Source organism: Streptomyces sp. NPDC006458 (assembly GCF_040612135.1).
GTDB lineage: Bacteria > Actinomycetota > Actinomycetes > Streptomycetales > Streptomycetaceae > Streptomyces.
The window spans coordinates 1-17,331 of the sequence record NZ_JBEXPR010000011.1 but is presented as its reverse complement, the minus strand read 5'-3'; the positions used below and the strand labels follow the sequence as shown (position 1 = coordinate 17,331).

Annotated in this window: 17 protein-coding genes; 16 read left to right on the top strand and 1 reads right to left on the bottom strand. The window is 70.3% G+C overall.

Features of this window, described 5'->3' with window-relative positions:
• Positions 1–149: 149 nt before the first annotated feature.
• Genes ABZZ79_RS16625 through nusB form a run of 3 tightly spaced genes read left to right on the top strand, consistent with a single transcriptional unit; the run spans position 150 to position 2,303 of the window.
• On the top strand, positions 150–1,256 hold the full coding sequence (locus ABZZ79_RS16625; protein ID WP_356689652.1) for an aminopeptidase P family protein: 1,107 nt from the start codon (positions 150–152) through the stop codon (positions 1,254–1,256).
• 49 nt (positions 1,257–1,305) lie between these two features.
• The gene (gene efp, locus ABZZ79_RS16620; protein ID WP_356400411.1) at positions 1,306–1,872 is read left to right on the top strand and encodes an elongation factor P; all 567 of its coding nucleotides are present in this window, start codon (positions 1,306–1,308) and stop codon (positions 1,870–1,872) included.
• A 2-nt stretch (positions 1,873–1,874) separates the two neighbouring features.
• A complete protein-coding gene (nusB, locus tag ABZZ79_RS16615) occupies positions 1,875–2,303 on the top strand; it encodes a transcription antitermination factor NusB (RefSeq protein WP_356689651.1) in 429 nt (142 codons plus the stop codon).
• Positions 2,304–2,543: 240 nt separating this feature from the next.
• Here the strand turns inward: nusB and bldD are convergent, their stop codons facing one another.
• Positions 2,544–3,044: a transcriptional regulator BldD gene (bldD, locus tag ABZZ79_RS16610; protein WP_356689650.1), complete on the bottom strand. Its 501-nt coding sequence runs from the start codon at positions 3,042–3,044 to the stop codon at positions 2,544–2,546.
• A 253-nt stretch (positions 3,045–3,297) separates the two neighbouring features.
• Here bldD and pyrR point away from each other — a divergent pair, with 253 nt between their 5' ends.
• The 13 genes from pyrR to metK form a co-directional block, all read left to right on the top strand.
• Positions 3,298–3,882, top strand: a complete 585-nt coding sequence (pyrR, locus tag ABZZ79_RS16605) for a bifunctional pyr operon transcriptional regulator/uracil phosphoribosyltransferase PyrR (RefSeq protein ID WP_356689649.1) — start codon at positions 3,298–3,300, stop codon at positions 3,880–3,882.
• Between the two features lie 146 nt (positions 3,883–4,028).
• Entirely contained in the window at positions 4,029–5,006 is a 978-nt protein-coding gene (locus ABZZ79_RS16600; protein ID WP_356689648.1) for an aspartate carbamoyltransferase catalytic subunit, read from the top strand.
• A 4-nt stretch (positions 5,007–5,010) separates the two neighbouring features.
• The gene (locus ABZZ79_RS16595; RefSeq protein WP_356689647.1) at positions 5,011–6,297 is read left to right on the top strand and encodes a dihydroorotase; all 1,287 of its coding nucleotides are present in this window, start codon (positions 5,011–5,013) and stop codon (positions 6,295–6,297) included.
• Positions 6,294–6,863 (top strand): hypothetical protein, encoded by a 570-nt coding sequence (locus tag ABZZ79_RS16590; protein ID WP_356689646.1) that lies wholly within the window; start codon positions 6,294–6,296, stop codon positions 6,861–6,863. The genes ABZZ79_RS16595 and ABZZ79_RS16590 overlap by 4 nt, the downstream gene beginning before the upstream one ends.
• A complete protein-coding gene (gene carA / locus ABZZ79_RS16585; protein WP_356689645.1) occupies positions 6,860–8,017 on the top strand; it encodes a glutamine-hydrolyzing carbamoyl-phosphate synthase small subunit in 1,158 nt (385 codons plus the stop codon). Before ABZZ79_RS16590 ends, carA begins: the two co-directional genes overlap by 4 nt.
• Positions 8,010–11,318, top strand: a complete 3,309-nt coding sequence (carB, locus tag ABZZ79_RS16580) for a carbamoyl-phosphate synthase large subunit (RefSeq protein WP_356689644.1) — start codon at positions 8,010–8,012, stop codon at positions 11,316–11,318. Before carA ends, carB begins: the two co-directional genes overlap by 8 nt.
• Positions 11,319–11,402: 84 nt before the next feature.
• Positions 11,403–12,509: a quinone-dependent dihydroorotate dehydrogenase gene (locus tag ABZZ79_RS16575; protein ID WP_356689643.1), complete on the top strand. Its 1,107-nt coding sequence runs from the start codon at positions 11,403–11,405 to the stop codon at positions 12,507–12,509.
• Positions 12,506–13,348 carry an orotidine-5'-phosphate decarboxylase gene (gene pyrF / locus ABZZ79_RS16570; protein ID WP_356689642.1) on the top strand — a complete coding sequence of 281 codons (843 nt, stop codon included), beginning with the start codon at positions 12,506–12,508 and terminating at the stop codon, positions 13,346–13,348. Before ABZZ79_RS16575 ends, pyrF begins: the two co-directional genes overlap by 4 nt.
• Positions 13,349–13,623: 275 nt before the next feature.
• Positions 13,624–13,947, top strand: a complete 324-nt coding sequence (locus ABZZ79_RS16565; protein ID WP_003977346.1) for an integration host factor — start codon at positions 13,624–13,626, stop codon at positions 13,945–13,947.
• A gap of 60 nt (positions 13,948–14,007) precedes the next feature.
• Positions 14,008–14,601, top strand: coding sequence for a guanylate kinase (gene gmk / locus ABZZ79_RS16560; protein WP_356689641.1), 594 nt, complete (start codon positions 14,008–14,010; stop codon positions 14,599–14,601).
• A 49-nt stretch (positions 14,602–14,650) separates the two neighbouring features.
• Positions 14,651–14,923: a DNA-directed RNA polymerase subunit omega gene (rpoZ, locus tag ABZZ79_RS16555; RefSeq protein WP_009187588.1), complete on the top strand. Its 273-nt coding sequence runs from the start codon at positions 14,651–14,653 to the stop codon at positions 14,921–14,923.
• Positions 14,924–15,053: 130 nt separating this feature from the next.
• Complete coding sequence (gene coaBC, locus ABZZ79_RS16550) at positions 15,054–16,268, top strand: bifunctional phosphopantothenoylcysteine decarboxylase/phosphopantothenate--cysteine ligase CoaBC (protein ID WP_356689640.1); 1,215 nt, start codon at positions 15,054–15,056, stop codon at positions 16,266–16,268.
• Between the two features lie 233 nt (positions 16,269–16,501).
• On the top strand, positions 16,502–17,331 hold an 830-nt coding region (gene metK, locus ABZZ79_RS16545; RefSeq protein ID WP_356689639.1), incomplete at its 3' end, for a methionine adenosyltransferase.

The window sequence follows — 17,331 nt, the reverse complement described above, 5'->3', positions numbered from 1 at the left end:
CCTTCCTCCGCCCGCCCACCGCTCGTGGCTGTTTCCCGAGCAGCCCGGCTCTCCTTCCGTGGCCGGCCGCCGTCGCCGGTGGCGGCCTTCCTCGCCACGGATGGCTTTCCCGACCGGCGACATTCAGCCACCCCTCGTACGCTCGGTTCATGTCAGAGGTGCACGCATCCCGCCGAACGCGTCTACGAGAGCGCTGCAACGCGGCCGGCAGCGCGGCGGCGCTGATCTCCCGCCCCGCCAATGTGCGGTACCTCGCGGGCGCGGCCCCGCAGGGCGCCGTACTCCTTCTCGGAAAGCACGAGGACCTGCTCGTGTGCACCGGCCCCCCGGACGACCCCGCCGTGGACGGCCGGGTCGACGAGGCCCTGCGCCTGCACCCGCTGCCCGGCGCCGCCGGTGACCCGGCCGTCGCGGCCGCCGATCTCGCGCAGGCCCAGGGCGCTGACTCCCTCGCCGTGGAGGAGCACCACCTCACGGTGGCCCGGCACCGGGCCCTGCGCTCCGTCGCCCCGGCCCTGCGCCTCGGCGACGTGGGCGGCGCCGTCGAGCAGCTCCGGGTGGTGAAGGACGAGGAGGAGATCTCCTGTCTGCGCATCGGCGCCGAGATCGCCGACCAGGCGCTGGGAGAGCTGCTCGAATCCATCCTGGTGGGCCGCACCGAGCGGCACCTCGCGCTGGAGCTGGAGCGGCGGCTCGTCGACCACGGCGCGGACGGCCCGGCCTTCCCCACCTCCGTCGCCACCGGCCCGAACGCCGGCCGCCGCGCCCATCGCCCCACCGACCGCCGGGTCGAGGAGGGCGACTTCCTCTCCGTGTGCCTGGGGGCGACCTACCGCGGCTACCGCTGCGAGATCGGGCGCACCTTCGTCATCGGGACCACTCCGGCGGACTGGCAGATCGAGTTGTACGACCTCGTCTTCGCGGCGCAGCGGGCCGGCCGGGAGTCGCTCGTGCCAGGTGCGACGTACCGCGATGTGGACCGCGCCGCACGTCAGGTACTGGACTCCGCGGGCTATGCGGAGGGCCTCGAATCGCTCACCGGCCATGGGGTCGGACTCGAAATCGACGAGGACCCTCAGTTGACCCCCGCGGCAATGGGTAAACTGGACGCTTGCGTGCCGGTCACCGTCGAACCGGGGGTTCACATCCCGGGCCGGGGCGGTGTCCGGATCGATGACACGCTCGTCGTACGCCCCGAGGCGGACGGCGGACCCGAGCTACTCACCATCACGACCAAGGAGCTGCTCGCCCTCTAGCGAGGTGCGCGCCCCGGGGTCGTACGTCAGTCCAGGAGATTCCGCAACCGTGGCTTCCACGAACGACCTCAAGAACGGCATGGTGCTCAAGCTCGATGGCGGCCAGCTGTGGTCCGTCGTCGAGTTCCAGCACGTCAAGCCCGGCAAGGGCCCGGCCTTCGTGCGCACCAAGCTCAAGAACGTGCTCTCCGGCAAGGTCGTCGACAAGACCTTCAACGCCGGCGTCAAGGTCGAGACGGCCACTGTCGACAAGCGCGACATGCAGTTCTCGTACATGGACGGCGAGTACTTCGTGTTCATGGACATGGACACCTACGACCAGCTGCACATCGACCGGAAGACCGTCGGCGACGCCGCGAACTTCCTGATCGAGGGCTTCACGGCCGTTGTCGCCCAGCACGAGGGCGAGGTGCTCTTCGTCGAGCTGCCGGCCGCCGTCGAGCTGGTCATCGCCGAGACCGAGCCGGGCGTCCAGGGCGACCGCTCCACCGGTGGCACCAAGCCCGCCACCCTGGAGACCGGCCACCAGATCCAGGTTCCGCTCTTCATCACCACCGGTGAGAAGATCAAGGTCGACACCCGTACCAGCGACTACCTCGGCCGGGTGAACAGCTAACCGTGGCTGCTCGCAACACGGCCCGCAAGCGTGCCTTCCAGATCCTCTTCGAGGGCGACCAGCGCGACGCCGACGTCCTGACGGTCCTCGCGGACTGGATCCGGCTGTCCCGGACCGACGACCGCCAGCCGCCGGTCAGCGAGTACACGATGCGGCTGGTCGAGGGCTACGCCGAGCACATCCGGCGTATCGACGAGCTGATCTCGCAGTACTCGGTCGGCTGGACGCTCGACCGGATGCCCGTCGTCGACCGCAACATCCTGCGCCTGGGGGCGTACGAGCTGATCTGGGTCGACGAGACGCCGGACGCGGTCGTGCTGGACGAGATGGTGCAGCTGGCGAAGGAGTTCTCCACGGACGACTCGCCGGCGTTCGTCAACGGCCTGCTGGGCCGTCTGAAGGAACTCAAGCCGACGCTGCGGCGCGCATAGCGCACAGGGGTGCGGGGAACTGGGACCGGTGGTCGGCCGCGAGCCGTCCGTGGCCGGTCGCGCAGTTCCCCGCGCCCCTTTTTGCGGCGTTGCCGCTCCTGGCGTGATGACAGCGCCGGCGCGGCGTCGCCGCCCCTGGCGTGGTCGAAGCGCCGAGCACTGACGAAAAAACCGCCGGGGTGCGGGAACCGATCGGTTCCCACACCCCGGCGGTACGTTTCTGCTGAACTCGCGGAGGGCTCAGTTCTCCTCGTGGGAGACCGCGCGGCGCGCGTCGGCGTCCAGCACGCCCCAGCTGATGAGCTGCTCGGTCAGGACCGAGGGCGACTGGTCGTAGATGACGGCGAGGGTGCGCAGGTCGTCCTGGCGGATCGAGAGCACCTTGCCGTTGTAGTCACCGCGCTGGGACTGGATGGTGGCCGCGTAGCGCTGGAGGGGGCCCGCCTTCTCGGCCGGCACGGTGGCCAGCCGCTCCAGGTCCAGGACCAGCTTCGGCGGGGGCTCGGCGGCGCCGCCCGGGGTGGTGCCAGGCAGCAGCTCCTGCACCGGCACGCCGTAGAAATCAGCCAGCTCGGCGAGACGCTGCACGGTCACGGCGCGGTCACCGCGCTCATAAGAACCGACCACGACGGCCTTCCAGCGCCCCTGGGACTTCTCCTCGACACCGTGGAGGGAAAGGCCCTGCTGGGTGCGGATGGCCCGGAGCTTGGCCCCGAGCTGTTTGGCGTATTCGCTGGACATATAGCTCCCCGGCACTGGGTCGACGCGGCCGGCTTGGTTTCCGTGCCGCGCGGCTGGTAACTCACTGTGAGGTTACGCAGCGTTACACTGTCACGTCAAGCCGAATGGTCCGCACCGACTGTTCCGTGATGGCCGGGACCGGTGGGGCCAAGGGGGTGAGATGAGGCGGCCGAAGGGCCTGTTAGTGTGGATGGCGCAATCCCGACGTCCTTTAAGGTCCGTCCCGTGAGGCGGAGAAGGAGGTCCGTTTCGTATGGACAAGCAGCAGGACGCGCAAGCGTCGGATGCGCGGCCCGTTCTCGAGGGCCCCGACATCGCGCGGGTACTGACCCGCATCGCCCACGAGATCGTCGAGCGCGCCAAGGGCGCCGACGACGTGGTGCTCCTCGGCATTCCGACCCGGGGTGTCTTCCTCGCCCAACGGCTCGCCGTAAAGCTGGAGCAGATCACCGAGCGCAAGGTGCCGTGCGGCTCGCTGGACATCACCATGTACCGCGACGATCTGCGCCTGCACCCGCCGCGGGCCCTGGCCCGCACCGAGATCCCCGGTGACGGCATCGACGGCAGGCTCGTCGTCCTCGTCGACGACGTGCTCTTCTCCGGCCGCACCATCCGCGCCGCCCTCGACGCCCTGAACGACATCGGGCGGCCGCGTGCGGTGCAGCTCGCGGTCCTCGTCGACCGCGGCCACCGCGAACTGCCGATCCGCGCCGACTACGTCGGCAAGAACCTCCCCACGTCGCTGCGGGAGACGGTCAAGGTCCTGCTCGCCGAGGAGGACGGTCGCGACACCGTGCTGCTCGGCGTGAAGCCGGCCGCACCGGGCGAGCAGGAGTAGCGCGCGGGCGTACGCCGCTGTCGTACGCCCCGCCGCCGCGCCCACGCCTGCCCGGCCGCGCCTTCCGGGGCCGCGCCACGACCGCCCGCCGCCACGGGCCCCGGACCCCCGCCTCACGAACTGAACTTCCTTACGGAGCCTGACAGATGAAGCGTCACCTCATCTCGGCCGCCGACCTGACCCGCGACGACGCCGTCCTGATCCTCGACACCGCCGAGGAGATGGCCCGGGTCGCGGACCGGCCGATCAAGAAACTTCCGACCCTGCGCGGTCGCACCATCTGCAATCTCTTCTTCGAGGACTCGACCCGGACCCGGATCTCCTTCGAGGCGGCCGAGAAGCGCCTCTCCGCCGACGTGATCAACTTCGCGGCCAAGGGATCGAGCGTCTCCAAGGGCGAGTCCCTGAAGGACACCGCCCAGACGCTGGAGGCGATGGGTGTGGACGCCGTCGTCATCCGGCACAGCGCCTCCGGCGCCCCCTACCGCCTGGCCACCTCCGGCTGGATCGACGCCCCCGTCATCAACGCCGGTGACGGCACCCACCAGCACCCCACCCAGGCCCTGCTGGACGCCTTCACCATGCGCCGTCGCCTGGTCGGCCGGGACACCGGACTCGGCCAGGACCTGGCCGGCAAGCGCATCACGCTCGTCGGCGACGTCCTGCACAGCCGGGTCGCCCGCTCCAACGTGGACCTGCTGCACACCCTCGGCGCCGAGGTCACCCTGGTCGCGCCGCCCACCCTGGTGCCCGTCGGCGTCGAGACCTGGCCCTGCGAGGTGTCCTACGACCTGGACTCCACGCTGCCCAAGTCCGACGCGGTGATGCTGCTGCGCGTGCAGCGCGAGCGCATGAACGCCGCCTTCTTCCCCACCGAGCGCGAGTACTCCCGCCGCTACGGCCTGGACGGCGAGCGCATGGCGCGGCTGCCCGAGCACGCCATCGTGATGCACCCCGGCCCGATGGTGCGCGGCATGGAGATCACCGCCGAGGTCGCCGACTCCGACCGCTGCACGGTCGTCGAGCAGGTCGCCAACGGCGTGTCGATCCGGATGGCCGTCCTCTACCTGCTGCTCGGTGGCAACGAGCCCGCCGTCACCCACACCCGTACCGAGGAGAAGTAAGAGCATGAGCAAGATCCTGATCCGTGGTGCGAGGGTGCTCGGCGGCGAACCCCAGGACGTCCTGATCGACGGCGAGACCATCGCCGAGGTCGGCCAGGGCCTGTCCGCCGAAGGGGCCCAGACCGTCGAGGCGGCCGGCAAGGTGCTGCTGCCGGGCCTGGTCGACCTGCACACCCATCTGCGCGAGCCGGGCCGCGAGGACTCCGAGACCGTGCTGACCGGCACCCGCGCCGCCGCCTCCGGCGGCTACACCGCCGTGTTCGCCATGGCCAACACCTTCCCGGTCGCCGACACCGCCGGTGTGGTCGAGCAGGTCTACCGGCTCGGCCAGGAGCACGGCTACTGCGACGTGCAGCCGATCGGCGCCGTCACCGTCGGCCTGGAGGGCAAGAAGCTCGCCGAGCTGGGCGCCATGCACGAGTCGGCCGCCGGGGTCACCGTCTTCTCCGACGACGGCAAGTGCGTCCACGACGCCGTGATCATGCGCCGCGCCCTGGAGTACGTGAAGGCCTTCGGCGGCGTCGTCGCCCAGCACGCGCAGGAGCCGCGGCTGACCGAGGGCGCCCAGATGAACGAGGGCGTCGTCTCCGCCGAGCTGGGCCTGGGCGGCTGGCCGGCCGTCGCCGAGGAGTCGATCATCGCCCGCGACGTGCTGCTCGCCGAGCACGTCGGCTCGCGCGTGCACATCTGCCATCTGTCGACCGCCGGGTCCGTCGAGATCGTCCGCTGGGCCAAGTCCCGGGGCATCGACGTCACCGCCGAGGTCACCCCGCACCACCTGCTCCTGACCGACGAGATGGTGCGCACCTACAACCCCGTCTACAAGGTCAACCCGCCGCTGCGCACCGAGCGTGACGTGCTGGCGCTGCGCGAGGCTCTCGCCGACGGCACGATCGACATCGTCGCCACCGACCACGCCCCGCACCCGCACGAGGACAAGGACTGCGAGTGGGCCGCCGCCGCCATGGGCATGGTGGGCCTGGAGACCGCGCTGTCGGTGGTCCACGAGACGATGGTGCGGACGGGCCTGCTGGACTGGGCCGGGGTCGCCGACCGTATGTCCTTCAAGCCCGCCGAGATCGGGCGGGCGCAGGGACACGGGCGACCCGTCTCGGCCGGTGAACCCGCCAACCTCACGCTCGTCGACACGGAATACCGTGGCCAGGTGGACCCCGAGGACTTCGCCTCGCGCAGCCGCAACACTCCGTACGAGGGTCGTGAGCTGCCGGGCCGTGTGACGCACACGTGGCTCCGGGGCAAGGCCACCCTCGTCGACGGGAAGCTCACGTGACACCTTTCATCCTGCTGGCCGCCGAGAAGAAATCGGCCGAGGTCACCGACTGGGCCGCCAGGCTGGGCTGGGTCCTCGGACTCGTCCTGTTCGTCGTCCTCGTCTACTGGCTGATGCGCGAGGGCTGGAAGTGGCGCGGCACGCTCCAGAGCGACCTGCCGGAGCTGCCCAGCGCGCCGACCGAGCCGGGCGAGGCCAGACTGACGATGAGCGGCCGCTACCACGGCTCGACCACCGCCGGGCAGTGGCTGGACCGCATCGTGGCGCACGGCCTCGGCACCCGCAGCCGGGTCGAGCTCACGCTGACGGACGCGGGACTGGACGTCGTACGCCCCGGAGCGGCGGACTTCTTCGTCCCGCGTGAGGCCCTGCGCGAGGCCCGGCTGGACAAGGGCATCGCCGGCAAGGTCCTCACCGAGGGCGGACTGCTCGTGGTGACCTGGGAACACGGCGACAAACTGCTCGACTCGGGCTTCCGCTCCGACCGTGCCGCCGAGCACGGCGAGTGGGTCACGGCCATCAACTCCATGATCGAAACCAACAGCACGGAAGGCGCCGAACGATGACGACCTCCATCAAGGGAGCCGCCTCACCAAGGCACAAGGCAGCTCCCGCCGTACTCGTCCTGGAGGACGGCCGGATCTTCCGCGGCCGCGCCTACGGGGCCGTGGGGGTGACCTTCGGCGAAGCCGTGTTCTCCACCGGCATGACCGGCTACCAGGAGACCCTCACCGACCCGTCGTACCACCGCCAGGTCGTCGTGATGACCGCCCCGCACGTCGGCAACACCGGCGTCAACGACGAGGACCCGGAGAGCGGGCGGATCTGGGTCGCCGGCTACGTCGTGCGCGACCCCGCGCGCGTGCCGTCCAACTGGCGCTCCCGGCGCTCGCTGGACGACGAGCTGCGCACCCAGGGCGTCGTCGGTATCTCCGGCATCGACACCCGCGCCCTCACCCGCCACCTGCGCGAGCGCGGCGCCATGCGCGTCGGCATCTTCTCCGGCAACGCGCTGCCCGACGAGGGCACCATGCTCGCCGAGGTCCGCCAGGCCCCCGAGATGGCGGGCGCGGACCTGTCCGCCGAGGTCGCCACCAAGGAGACGTACGTCGTCCCGGCGATCGGCGAGAAGAAGTACACCGTCGCCGCCGTCGACCTCGGCATCAAGGGCATGACCCCGCACCGCATGGCCGAGCGCGGCATCGAGGTGCACGTACTGCCCGCCACCGCGACCGCCGAGGACGTCTACGCCGTCAACCCCGACGGCGTGTTCTTCTCCAACGGCCCCGGCGACCCGGCCACCGCCGACCACCCCGTCTCCGTCATGCGGGCCGTGCTGGAGCGCGGCACACCGCTGTTCGGCATCTGCTTCGGCAACCAGATCCTCGGCCGTGCCCTCGGCTTCGGCACCTACAAGCTGAAGTACGGCCACCGCGGCATCAACCAGCCGGTGCAGGACCGCACGACCGGCAAGGTCGAGGTCACCGCGCACAACCACGGCTTCGCCGTCGACGCCCCGCTCGACAAGGTGTCCGACACCCCCTACGGCCGCGTCGAGGTCTCCCACGTCTGCCTCAATGACAACGTGGTGGAGGGCCTCCAGCTGCTCGACCAGCCGGCCTTCAGCGTCCAGTACCACCCCGAAGCGGCAGCGGGCCCGCACGACGCCGCCTACCTGTTCGACCGCTTCGTCTCCCTGATGGAGGGCCAGCGTGCCTAAGCGCACCGATATCCAGTCCGTCCTGGTCATCGGCTCCGGCCCGATCGTCATCGGCCAGGCCGCCGAGTTCGACTACTCCGGCACCCAGGCGTGCCGGGTGCTGAAATCCGAGGGCCTGCGGGTCATCCTCGTGAACTCCAACCCGGCGACGATCATGACCGACCCCGAGATCGCCGACGCCACCTACGTCGAGCCGATCACCCCGGGCTTCGTCGAGAAGATCATCGCCAAGGAGCGCCCCGACGCGCTGCTGCCCACCCTGGGCGGCCAGACGGCTCTGAACACCGCCATCGCGCTGTCCGAGAACGGCGTCCTGGCGAAGTACGGCGTCGAGCTGATCGGCGCCAACGTCGAGGCGATCCACAAGGGCGAGGACCGCGACCAGTTCAAGCTGGTCGTCGAAGCGGTCAACGCCAAGATCGGCTACGGCGAGTCCGCCCGCTCGGTCATCTGCCACACGATGGACGACGTCCTCCAGGGCGTCGACACCCTCGGCGGCTACCCGGTCGTCGTCCGCCCGTCCTTCACCATGGGCGGCGCCGGCTCCGGCTTCGCGCACGACGAGGACGAGCTGCGCCGCATCGCCGGCCAGGGCCTCACGCTCTCCCCGACCACCGAGGTGCTCCTGGAGGAGTCCATCCTCGGCTGGAAGGAGTACGAGCTGGAGCTGATGCGCGACAAGCACGACAACGTCGTGGTCGTCTGCTCCATCGAGAACTTCGACCCCATGGGCGTGCACACTGGTGACTCCATCACCGTCGCCCCGGCGATGACGCTCACCGACCGCGAGTACCAGATCCTGCGCGACATCGGCATCGCGGTCATCCGCGAGGTCGGCGTCGACACCGGCGGCTGCAACATCCAGTTCGCGATCGACCCCGAGGACGGTCGCGTGATCGTCATCGAGATGAACCCGCGCGTGTCGCGTTCCTCGGCGCTCGCCTCCAAGGCCACCGGCTTCCCGATCGCCAAGATCGCCGCCAGGCTCGCCGTCGGCTACACCCTCGACGAGATCCCGAACGACATCACCCAGGAGACCCCGGCCTCATTCGAGCCCACGCTCGACTACGTCGTCGTCAAGGCGCCCCGGTTCGCCTTCGAGAAGTTCCCGCAGGCCGACTCCTCCCTGACCACCACCATGAAGTCGGTCGGCGAGGCCATGGCCATCGGCCGCAACTTCACCGAGGCCTTCCAGAAGGCGCTGCGCTCCCTGGAGAAGAAGGGCAGCCAGTTCACCTTCGTCGGCGACCCCGGCGACAAGGCCGCCCTCCTGCGGGAGGCCGTCCGCCCCACCGACGGCCGGATCAACACCGTCATGCAGGCCATCCGCGCCGGCGCCACCCAGGAGGAGGTCTTCGAGTACACGAAGATCGACCCCTGGTTCGTCGACCAGCTCTTCCTGATCAAGGAGATCGCGGACGAGCTCGCCGAGGCCGAGGAGCTCACCCCCGAGCTGCTCACCGAGGCCAAGCGGCACGGCTTCTCCGACCACCAGATCGGTGAGATCCGCGGCCTGCGCGAGGACATCGTCCGCGAGGTCCGGCACGCCCTCGGGGTCCGCCCCGTCTACAAGACGGTCGACACCTGCGCCGCCGAGTTCGCCGCCCGGACGCCGTACTTCTACTCCTCCTACGACGAGGAGACCGAGGTCGCCTCGCGCGAGAAGCCGGCCGTCATCATCCTGGGCTCCGGCCCCAACCGCATCGGCCAGGGCATCGAGTTCGACTACTCCTGCGTCCACGCGTCCTTCGCGCTGTCCGACGCCGGGTTCGAGACCGTCATGGTCAACTGCAACCCGGAGACCGTCTCCACCGACTACGACACCTCCGACCGGCTCTACTTCGAGCCGCTCACCCTGGAGGACGTGCTGGAGATCGTCCACGCCGAGCAGCAGGCCGGACCGGTCGCGGGTGTCGTCGTCCAGCTCGGCGGCCAGACCCCGCTCGGCCTGTCGCAGGCGCTGAAGGACAACGGCGTGCCGATCGTGGGCACCTCCCCGGAGGCCATCCACGCCGCCGAGGACCGCGGCGCGTTCGGGCGCGTCCTGGCCGAGGCCGGACTGCCCGCCCCCAAGCACGGCACGGCCACCACCTTCGCCGGGGCCAAGGCCATCGCCGACGAGATCGGCTACCCGGTCCTGGTGCGCCCGTCGTACGTCCTCGGCGGCCGCGGTATGGAGATCGTCTACGACGAGACGCGCCTGGAGGCGTACATCGCCGAGTCGACCGAGATCAGCCCCACCCGGCCGGTGCTCGTCGACCGCTTCCTCGACGACGCGATCGAGATCGACGTCGACGCCCTCTACGACGGCCAGGAGCTCTACCTCGGCGGCGTCATGGAGCACATCGAGGAGGCCGGCATCCACTCCGGCGACTCGGCGTGCGCCCTGCCCCCGATCACGCTCGGCGGACACGACATCAAGCGCCTGCGCGCCTCCACGGAGGCCATCGCCAAGGGCGTCGGCGTGCGCGGCCTGATCAACATCCAGTTCGCCATGGCCGGCGACATCCTCTACGTCCTGGAGGCCAACCCGCGCGCCTCGCGCACGGTGCCCTTCACCTCCAAGGCGACCGCCGTGCCGCTGGCCAAGGCCGCCGCCCGCATCTCGCTGGGCGCCACCATCGCCGAGCTGCGCGCCGAGGGCCTGCTCCCGGCCGACGGCGACGGCGGCGAGCTGCCGCTGGACGCGCCGATCTCCGTCAAGGAGGCCGTCATGCCGTGGTCGCGCTTCCGCGACATCCACGGCCGCGGCGTGGACACCGTCCTCGGCCCGGAGATGCGCTCCACCGGCGAGGTCATGGGCATCGACTCGGTCTTCGGCACGGCGTACGCCAAGTCGCAGGCCGGCGCCTACGGCCCGCTGCCCACCAAGGGCCGCGCGTTCATCTCCGTCGCCAACCGCGACAAGCGCTCGATGATCTTCCCGGCCCGCGAGCTGGTCGCCCACGGCTTCGAGCTGATGGCCACCTCCGGCACCGCCGAGGTCCTCAAGCGCAACGGCATCCACGCCACGGTCGTGCGCAAGCAGTCCGAGGGCACCGGCCCGAACGGCGAGCGGACCATCGTCCAGCTCATCCACGACGGCGAGGTCGACCTCATCGTCAACACCCCGTACGGCACCGGCGGCCGCCTCGACGGCTACGAGATCCGCACGGCGGCCGTGGCGCGCTCGGTCCCGTGCCTGACGACGGTCCAGGCGCTGGCCGCCGCCGTCCAGGGCATCGACGCGCTCAACCACGGGGACGTGGGCGTCCGGTCGCTCCAGGAACACGCCGAACACCTGACCGCGGCCCGCGACTAGCGGCCAAGAGGGGGACACCGGAAACGGTGTCCCCCTTCGGGCGTCTGGGGGTGTCCCCCAGAGAACGCTGTATGAGGACGGAACATGTACAAGTTTTTCTTCCAGCTGGTCTTCAAGCGGATGGACCCCGAGCAGGCCCACTATCTGGCCTTCCGCTGGATCCGCCTCGCGGCGCGCGTCCCGGTCCTGCGCACCTTCGTCGCCGCGGTGCTCGCCCCCCGGTACAAGGACCTGCGCACCGAGGCCCTCGGGCTGCGCATGCACGGCCCCTTCGGGCTCGCGGCCGGCTTCGACAAGAACGCGATCGCGATCGACGGCATGTCGATGCTGGGCTTCGACCACGTCGAGATCGGCACGGTCACCGGTGAGCCGCAGCCCGGCAACCCCAAGCAGCGGCTGTTCCGCCTGGTCTCCGACCGGGCCCTGATCAACCGCATGGGCTTCAACAACGAGGGCTCCCTCGCCGTCGCCGCCCGCCTGGCCTCCCGCAACCCCGTGTTCAGGACGGTCGTGGGCGTCAACATCGGCAAGACCAAGGTCGTCCCCGAGGCGGAGGCGGCCGCCGACTACGTGAAGTCGGCCGAGCGCCTCGCCCCGTACGCCGACTACCTGGTCGTCAACGTCTCCTCGCCGAACACGCCCGGCCTGCGCAACCTCCAGGCGACCGAGTCGCTGCGCCCGCTGCTGACCGCCGTCCGCGAGGCCGCCGACCGCGCGGTCACCGCGCGCCGCGTGCCGCTGCTCGTGAAGATCGCGCCGGACCTGGCCGACGAGGACATCGACGCCGTCGCCGACCTCGCCGTCGAGCTGGGCCTGGACGGCATCATCGCCACCAACACCACCATCGCCCGCGAGGGCCTCGGCCTGACCTGCGCACCCGCCCTGGTCCAGCAGACCGGCGGACTGTCCGGCGCCCCGCTCAAGGCCCGCTCCCTGGAGGTGCTGCGCCGCCTCTACGCGCGCGTGGGCGAGCGGATCACGCTGGTCGGCGTCGGCGGCATCGAGAACGCCGAGGACGCCTGGCAGCGCATCCTGGCCGGCGCCACGCTCGTCCAGGGCTACAGCGCCTTCATCTACGAGGGGCCCTTCTACAGCCGCGCGATCCACAAGGGCCTCGCGGCCCGGCTGCGCACCAGCCCCTACGCCACCCTCGCCGACGCGGTCGGCGCCGACGTGAGGAAGCCCGTATGACCCTCGACCCCTTCGGTACCCGTCTGCGCCGTGCCATGGACGACCGGGGGCCGCTGTGCGTGGGCATCGACCCGCACGCCTCCCTGCTGGCCGAGTGGGGCCTCAGCGACGACATCGCGGGCCTGGAGCGCTTCAGCCGCACCGTCGTGGAGGCCACCGCCGACCGGGTCGCGGTCCTCAAGCCGCAGATGGCGTTCTTCGAGCGCTTCGGCTCGCGCGGTGTCGCCGTGCTGGAGAAGTCCGTCGAGGAGGCCCGCGCGGCCGGCGCCCTGATCGTGATGGACGCCAAGCGCGGCGACATCGGCTCGACCATGGCCGCCTACGCCGAGTCGTTCCTGCACAAGGACGCCCCGCTGTTCTCCGACGCGCTGACCGTCTCCCCGTACCTCGGCTACGGCTCCCTGAGCCCGGCCGTGGCGCTGGCCCGCGAGAACGGCACCGGTCTGTTCGTGCTCGCGCTGACCTCCAACCCGGAGGGCGGCGAGGTCCAGCACGCGGTCCGCGCGGACGGGCGCACCGTCGGCGCCACGATGCTGGCGCACCTGGCCGCCGAGAACGTGGGGGAGGAGCCCCTGGGCTCCTTCGGCGCGGTCGTGGGCGCCACGCTGGGCGACCTGTCGGAGTACGACCTGGACATCAACGGGCCGCTCCTCGCGCCCGGCATCGGCGCCCAGGGGGCCACCGCGGCGGACCTTCCCCGGGTCTTCGGAGCGGCGGTGCGCAACGTCGTGCCGAACGTCAGCCGGGGGGTGCTGCGGCACGGGCCCGACGTCAGCGCGCTGCGCGCGGCCGCGGACCGGTTCGCGGGGGAGATCAGGGAAGCGGTGGCCGCCGCCTGAGCGCGCCTGGACGCGCGTTCGAGCGTCTGGAGAACGGGCCGGAAGGGACTTGAGCCTGGATACATCCTCAAATCCGGGGCAGTATGTCAGAAATGTCCTGTCCTGACAGAGGCTGACCAGGACTTTTCCTCTGTTCTCGCTGACTCCGGCGGTGTTGACCGCTAGTCTCCGACGAGAGAACGGGCAAGCGTGTTGCTCGTGGCTCCCCAGGTGTGGGGCGACTAGGTTCCTCACCGGTCCGTATCCGACAGTTCGACATCCGAGGTGACGTAGGCGTGGCTCTTCCGCCCCTTACCCCCGAACAGCGCGCAGCCGCGCTCGAAAAGGCCGCCGCGGCTCGCCGGGAGCGGGCCGAGGTCAAGAATCGACTCAAGCACTCCGGCGCCTCCCTGCACGAGGTCATCAAGCAGGGCCAGGAGAACGACGTCATCGGCAAGATGAAGGTCTCCGCCCTCCTTGAGTCGCTGCCCGGCGTGGGCAAGGTCCGCGCCAAGCAGATCATGGAGCGACTCGGCATCTCCGAGAGCCGCCGCGTGCGGGGCCTCGGTTCCAACCAGATCGCCTCCCTGGAGCGCGAGTTCGGCAGCACCGGTTCCTGACGAACGGGACTCCCCGGGACCGTGTCCCGGGCATCCCGCGATTGCTGGAATAATCGCTGCATGGCTGCAACATTCCGGGGGACGACCCCCGAGCCCCCGGACGTACGTCCGCGGCTGACCGTGCTCTCCGGCCCTTCCGGGGTCGGCAAGAGCACGGTCGTCGCTCATATGCGCAAGGAACACCCCGAGGTCTGGCTCTCGGTCTCGGCGACGACCCGTCGGCCCCGTCCGGGCGAGCAGCCCGGTGTCCACTACTTCTTCGTCACCGACGAGGAGATGGACAAGCTGATCGCCAACGGTGAGCTGCTGGAGTGGGCCGAGTTCGCGGGCAACCGCTACGGCACTCCGCGGGCCGCCGTGCTGGAGCGCCTGGAAGCGGGCGAGCCGGTGCTGCTGGAGATCGACCTCCAGGGTGCGCGGCAGGTCCGCGACTCGATGCCCGAGGCCCAGCTGGTGTTCCTGGCTCCCCCTTCCTGGGAGGAACTGGTGCGCAGGCTGACCGGCCGGGGCACCGAGCCGCCCGAGGTGATCGAGCGCCGGCTGGACGCGGCCAAGATCGAACTGGCGGCGGAACCGGAGTTCGACGAGACGCTGGTCAACACCTCCGTCAAGGACGTGGCACGTGAGCTGCTAGCCTTGATGGATGTTGTGTGATCGCACCGTGATCACATCCAATCCTTTCCCACCCATCGGAAGGTAGAGCGTGTCCTCTTCCATCTCCGCGCCCGAGGGCATCATCAACCCGCCGATCGACGAGCTCCTCGAGGCCACCGACTCGAAGTACAGCCTCGTGATCTACGCGGCCAAGCGTGCCCGCCAGATCAACGCGTACTACTCGCAGCTCGGCGAGGGCCTCCTCGAGTACGTCGGTCCGCTCGTCGACACCCACGTGCACGAGAAGCCGCTCTCGATCGCTCTGCGTGAGATCAACGCGGGTCTGCTGACGTCCGAGGCCATCGAGGGCCCGGTGCAGTAACCCGGCGAGGTGAGCAGTCGTACGATCTGCTCGCAGCTGGTTTTTCCACAGGCCCGGCAGTACGTCTGCCGGGCCTGTGGTGTGTCATTGGGGTGATTGGGTTGTACGTTTCCGAGCCCGGGGAGAGACGGTGGACAAGCCGAAGGTCGTGCTGGGGGTCAGCGGTGGCATCGCCGCGTACAAGTCCTGTGAGCTGCTCAGAAGGCTGACGGAGTCCGGTCACGACGTACGGGTCGTGCCCACCGCCTCCGCTCTGAACTTCGTCGGCGCGGCCACCTGGTCGGCCCTGTCCGGCAACCCCGTCTCCACCGAGGTCTGGGACGACGTCCACGAGGTCCCGCACGTCCGGATCGGCCAGCACGCCGACCTGGTCGTGGTGGCGCCCGCGACCGCCGACATGCTCGCCAAGGCGGCCCACGGCCTCGCCGACGACCTGCTGACCAACACCCTGCTCACCGCGCGCTGTCCCGTCGTCTTCGCCCCCGCGATGCACACCGAGATGTGGGAGCACCCGGCCACCCAGGAGAACGTGGCCACCCTGCGCCGCCGCGGGGCCGTCGTGATCGAACCGGCCGTCGGCCGGCTCACCGGCGTCGACACCGGCAAGGGCCGGCTGCCGGACCCGGGCGAGATCTTCGAGATCTGCCGCCGCGTCCTCGCCCGCGGGGTCGCCGAGCCCGACCTCAGGGGCCGCCATGTCGTGGTGAGCGCCGGCGGCACCCGCGAACCCCTCGACCCCGTCCGCTTCCTCGGCAACCGCTCCTCCGGCAAGCAGGGCTACGCCCTGGCCCGTACGGCCGCCGCGCGCGGAGCCAGAGTCACCCTGGTCGCGGCGAACACGGGCGGTCTGCCCGACCCGGCGGGCGTCGACGTGGTCCCGGTCGGCACGGCCGTCCAGCTGCGGGAGGCCGTGCTGAAGGCGGCCGCCGACGCCGACGCCGTGGTGATGGCGGCGGCCGTGGCCGATTTCCGCCCCGCGGCCTACGCGGCCGGGAAGATCAAGAAGAAGGACGGCCAGGAGCCCGAGCCCGTCGCGCTCGTGCGCAACCCGGACGTGCTCGCCGAGATATCCGCCGAGCGCGCCCGCCCCGGACAGGTGATCGTCGGCTTCGCCGCGGAGACCGACGACGTCCTCGCCCACGGCCGCGCCAAGCTGGAGCGCAAGGGCTGTGACCTGCTCGTCGTCAACGAGGTGGGGGAGCGCAAGACCTTCGGCTCGGAGGAGAACGAGGCCGTGGTGCTGGGCGCCGACGGTTCCGAGACCGCCATACCGTACGGGCCCAAGGAGGCGCTGGCCGACACCGTGTGGGATCTGGTGGTAACCCGTCTGGGTGAGCGTGCTTGATGAACCGCGTGTTTCGGCTGGAGCCTGGCTCGATTCGGGTGTGGCGCCCCTGGTCAAGCGCGTGGCACTTTGGGCAGAATGCCAGTGCCGCAGGTCACAGGGCTCCCGAGAGGCGAGACACCTGAGCCGGTGGCCGAGCGCGACCGATAAGCTGTTCTCGGACGACGCCGGGCGCAGCCCCCGTCCCGTCCGCCCATGATCAGCCAGCAGCCGCTGCAACCCCAGGGAGCGTTGTGTCCCGTCGCCTGTTCACCTCGGAGTCCGTGACCGAGGGTCACCCCGACAAGATCGCTGACCAGATCAGCGACACCATTCTCGACGCGCTGCTGCGCGAGGACCCCACGTCCCGCGTCGCCGTCGAGACCCTCATCACCACCGGCCTGGTCCACGTGGCCGGTGAGGTCACGACCAAGGCCTACGCGCCGATCCCGCAGCTGGTCCGGGACAAGATCCTGGAGATCGGCTACGACTCGTCCAAGAAGGGCTTCGACGGCGCCTCCTGCGGCGTCTCGGTGTCGATCGGCTCGCAGTCGCCGGACATCGCGCAGGGCGTCGACACGGCGTACGAGTCCCGGGTCGAGGGCGACGACGACGAGCTGGACAAGCAGGGCGCCGGTGACCAGGGCCTGATGTTCGGCTACGCGTCCGACGAGACGCCCACGCTGATGCCGCTGCCCATCTTCCTCGCGCACCGCCTGTCCAGGCGGCTGTCCGAGGTCCGCAAGAACGGCACCATCCCCTACCTGCGTCCCGACGGCAAGACCCAGGTCACCATCGAGTACGACGGCGACAAGGCCGTCCGTCTCGACACCGTGGTCGTCTCCTCGCAGCACGCCTCGGACATCGACCTGGAGTCCCTGCTCGCTCCCGACATCCGCGAGTTCGTCGTGGAGCCGGAGCTGAAGGCTCTGCTCGACGAGGGCATCAAGCTGGACACCGAGGGCTACCGCCTGCTGGTCAATCCGACGGGCCGCTTCGAGATCGGCGGCCCGATGGGCGACGCCGGCCTGACCGGCCGCAAGATCATCATCGACACCTACGGCGGCATGGCCCGCCACGGCGG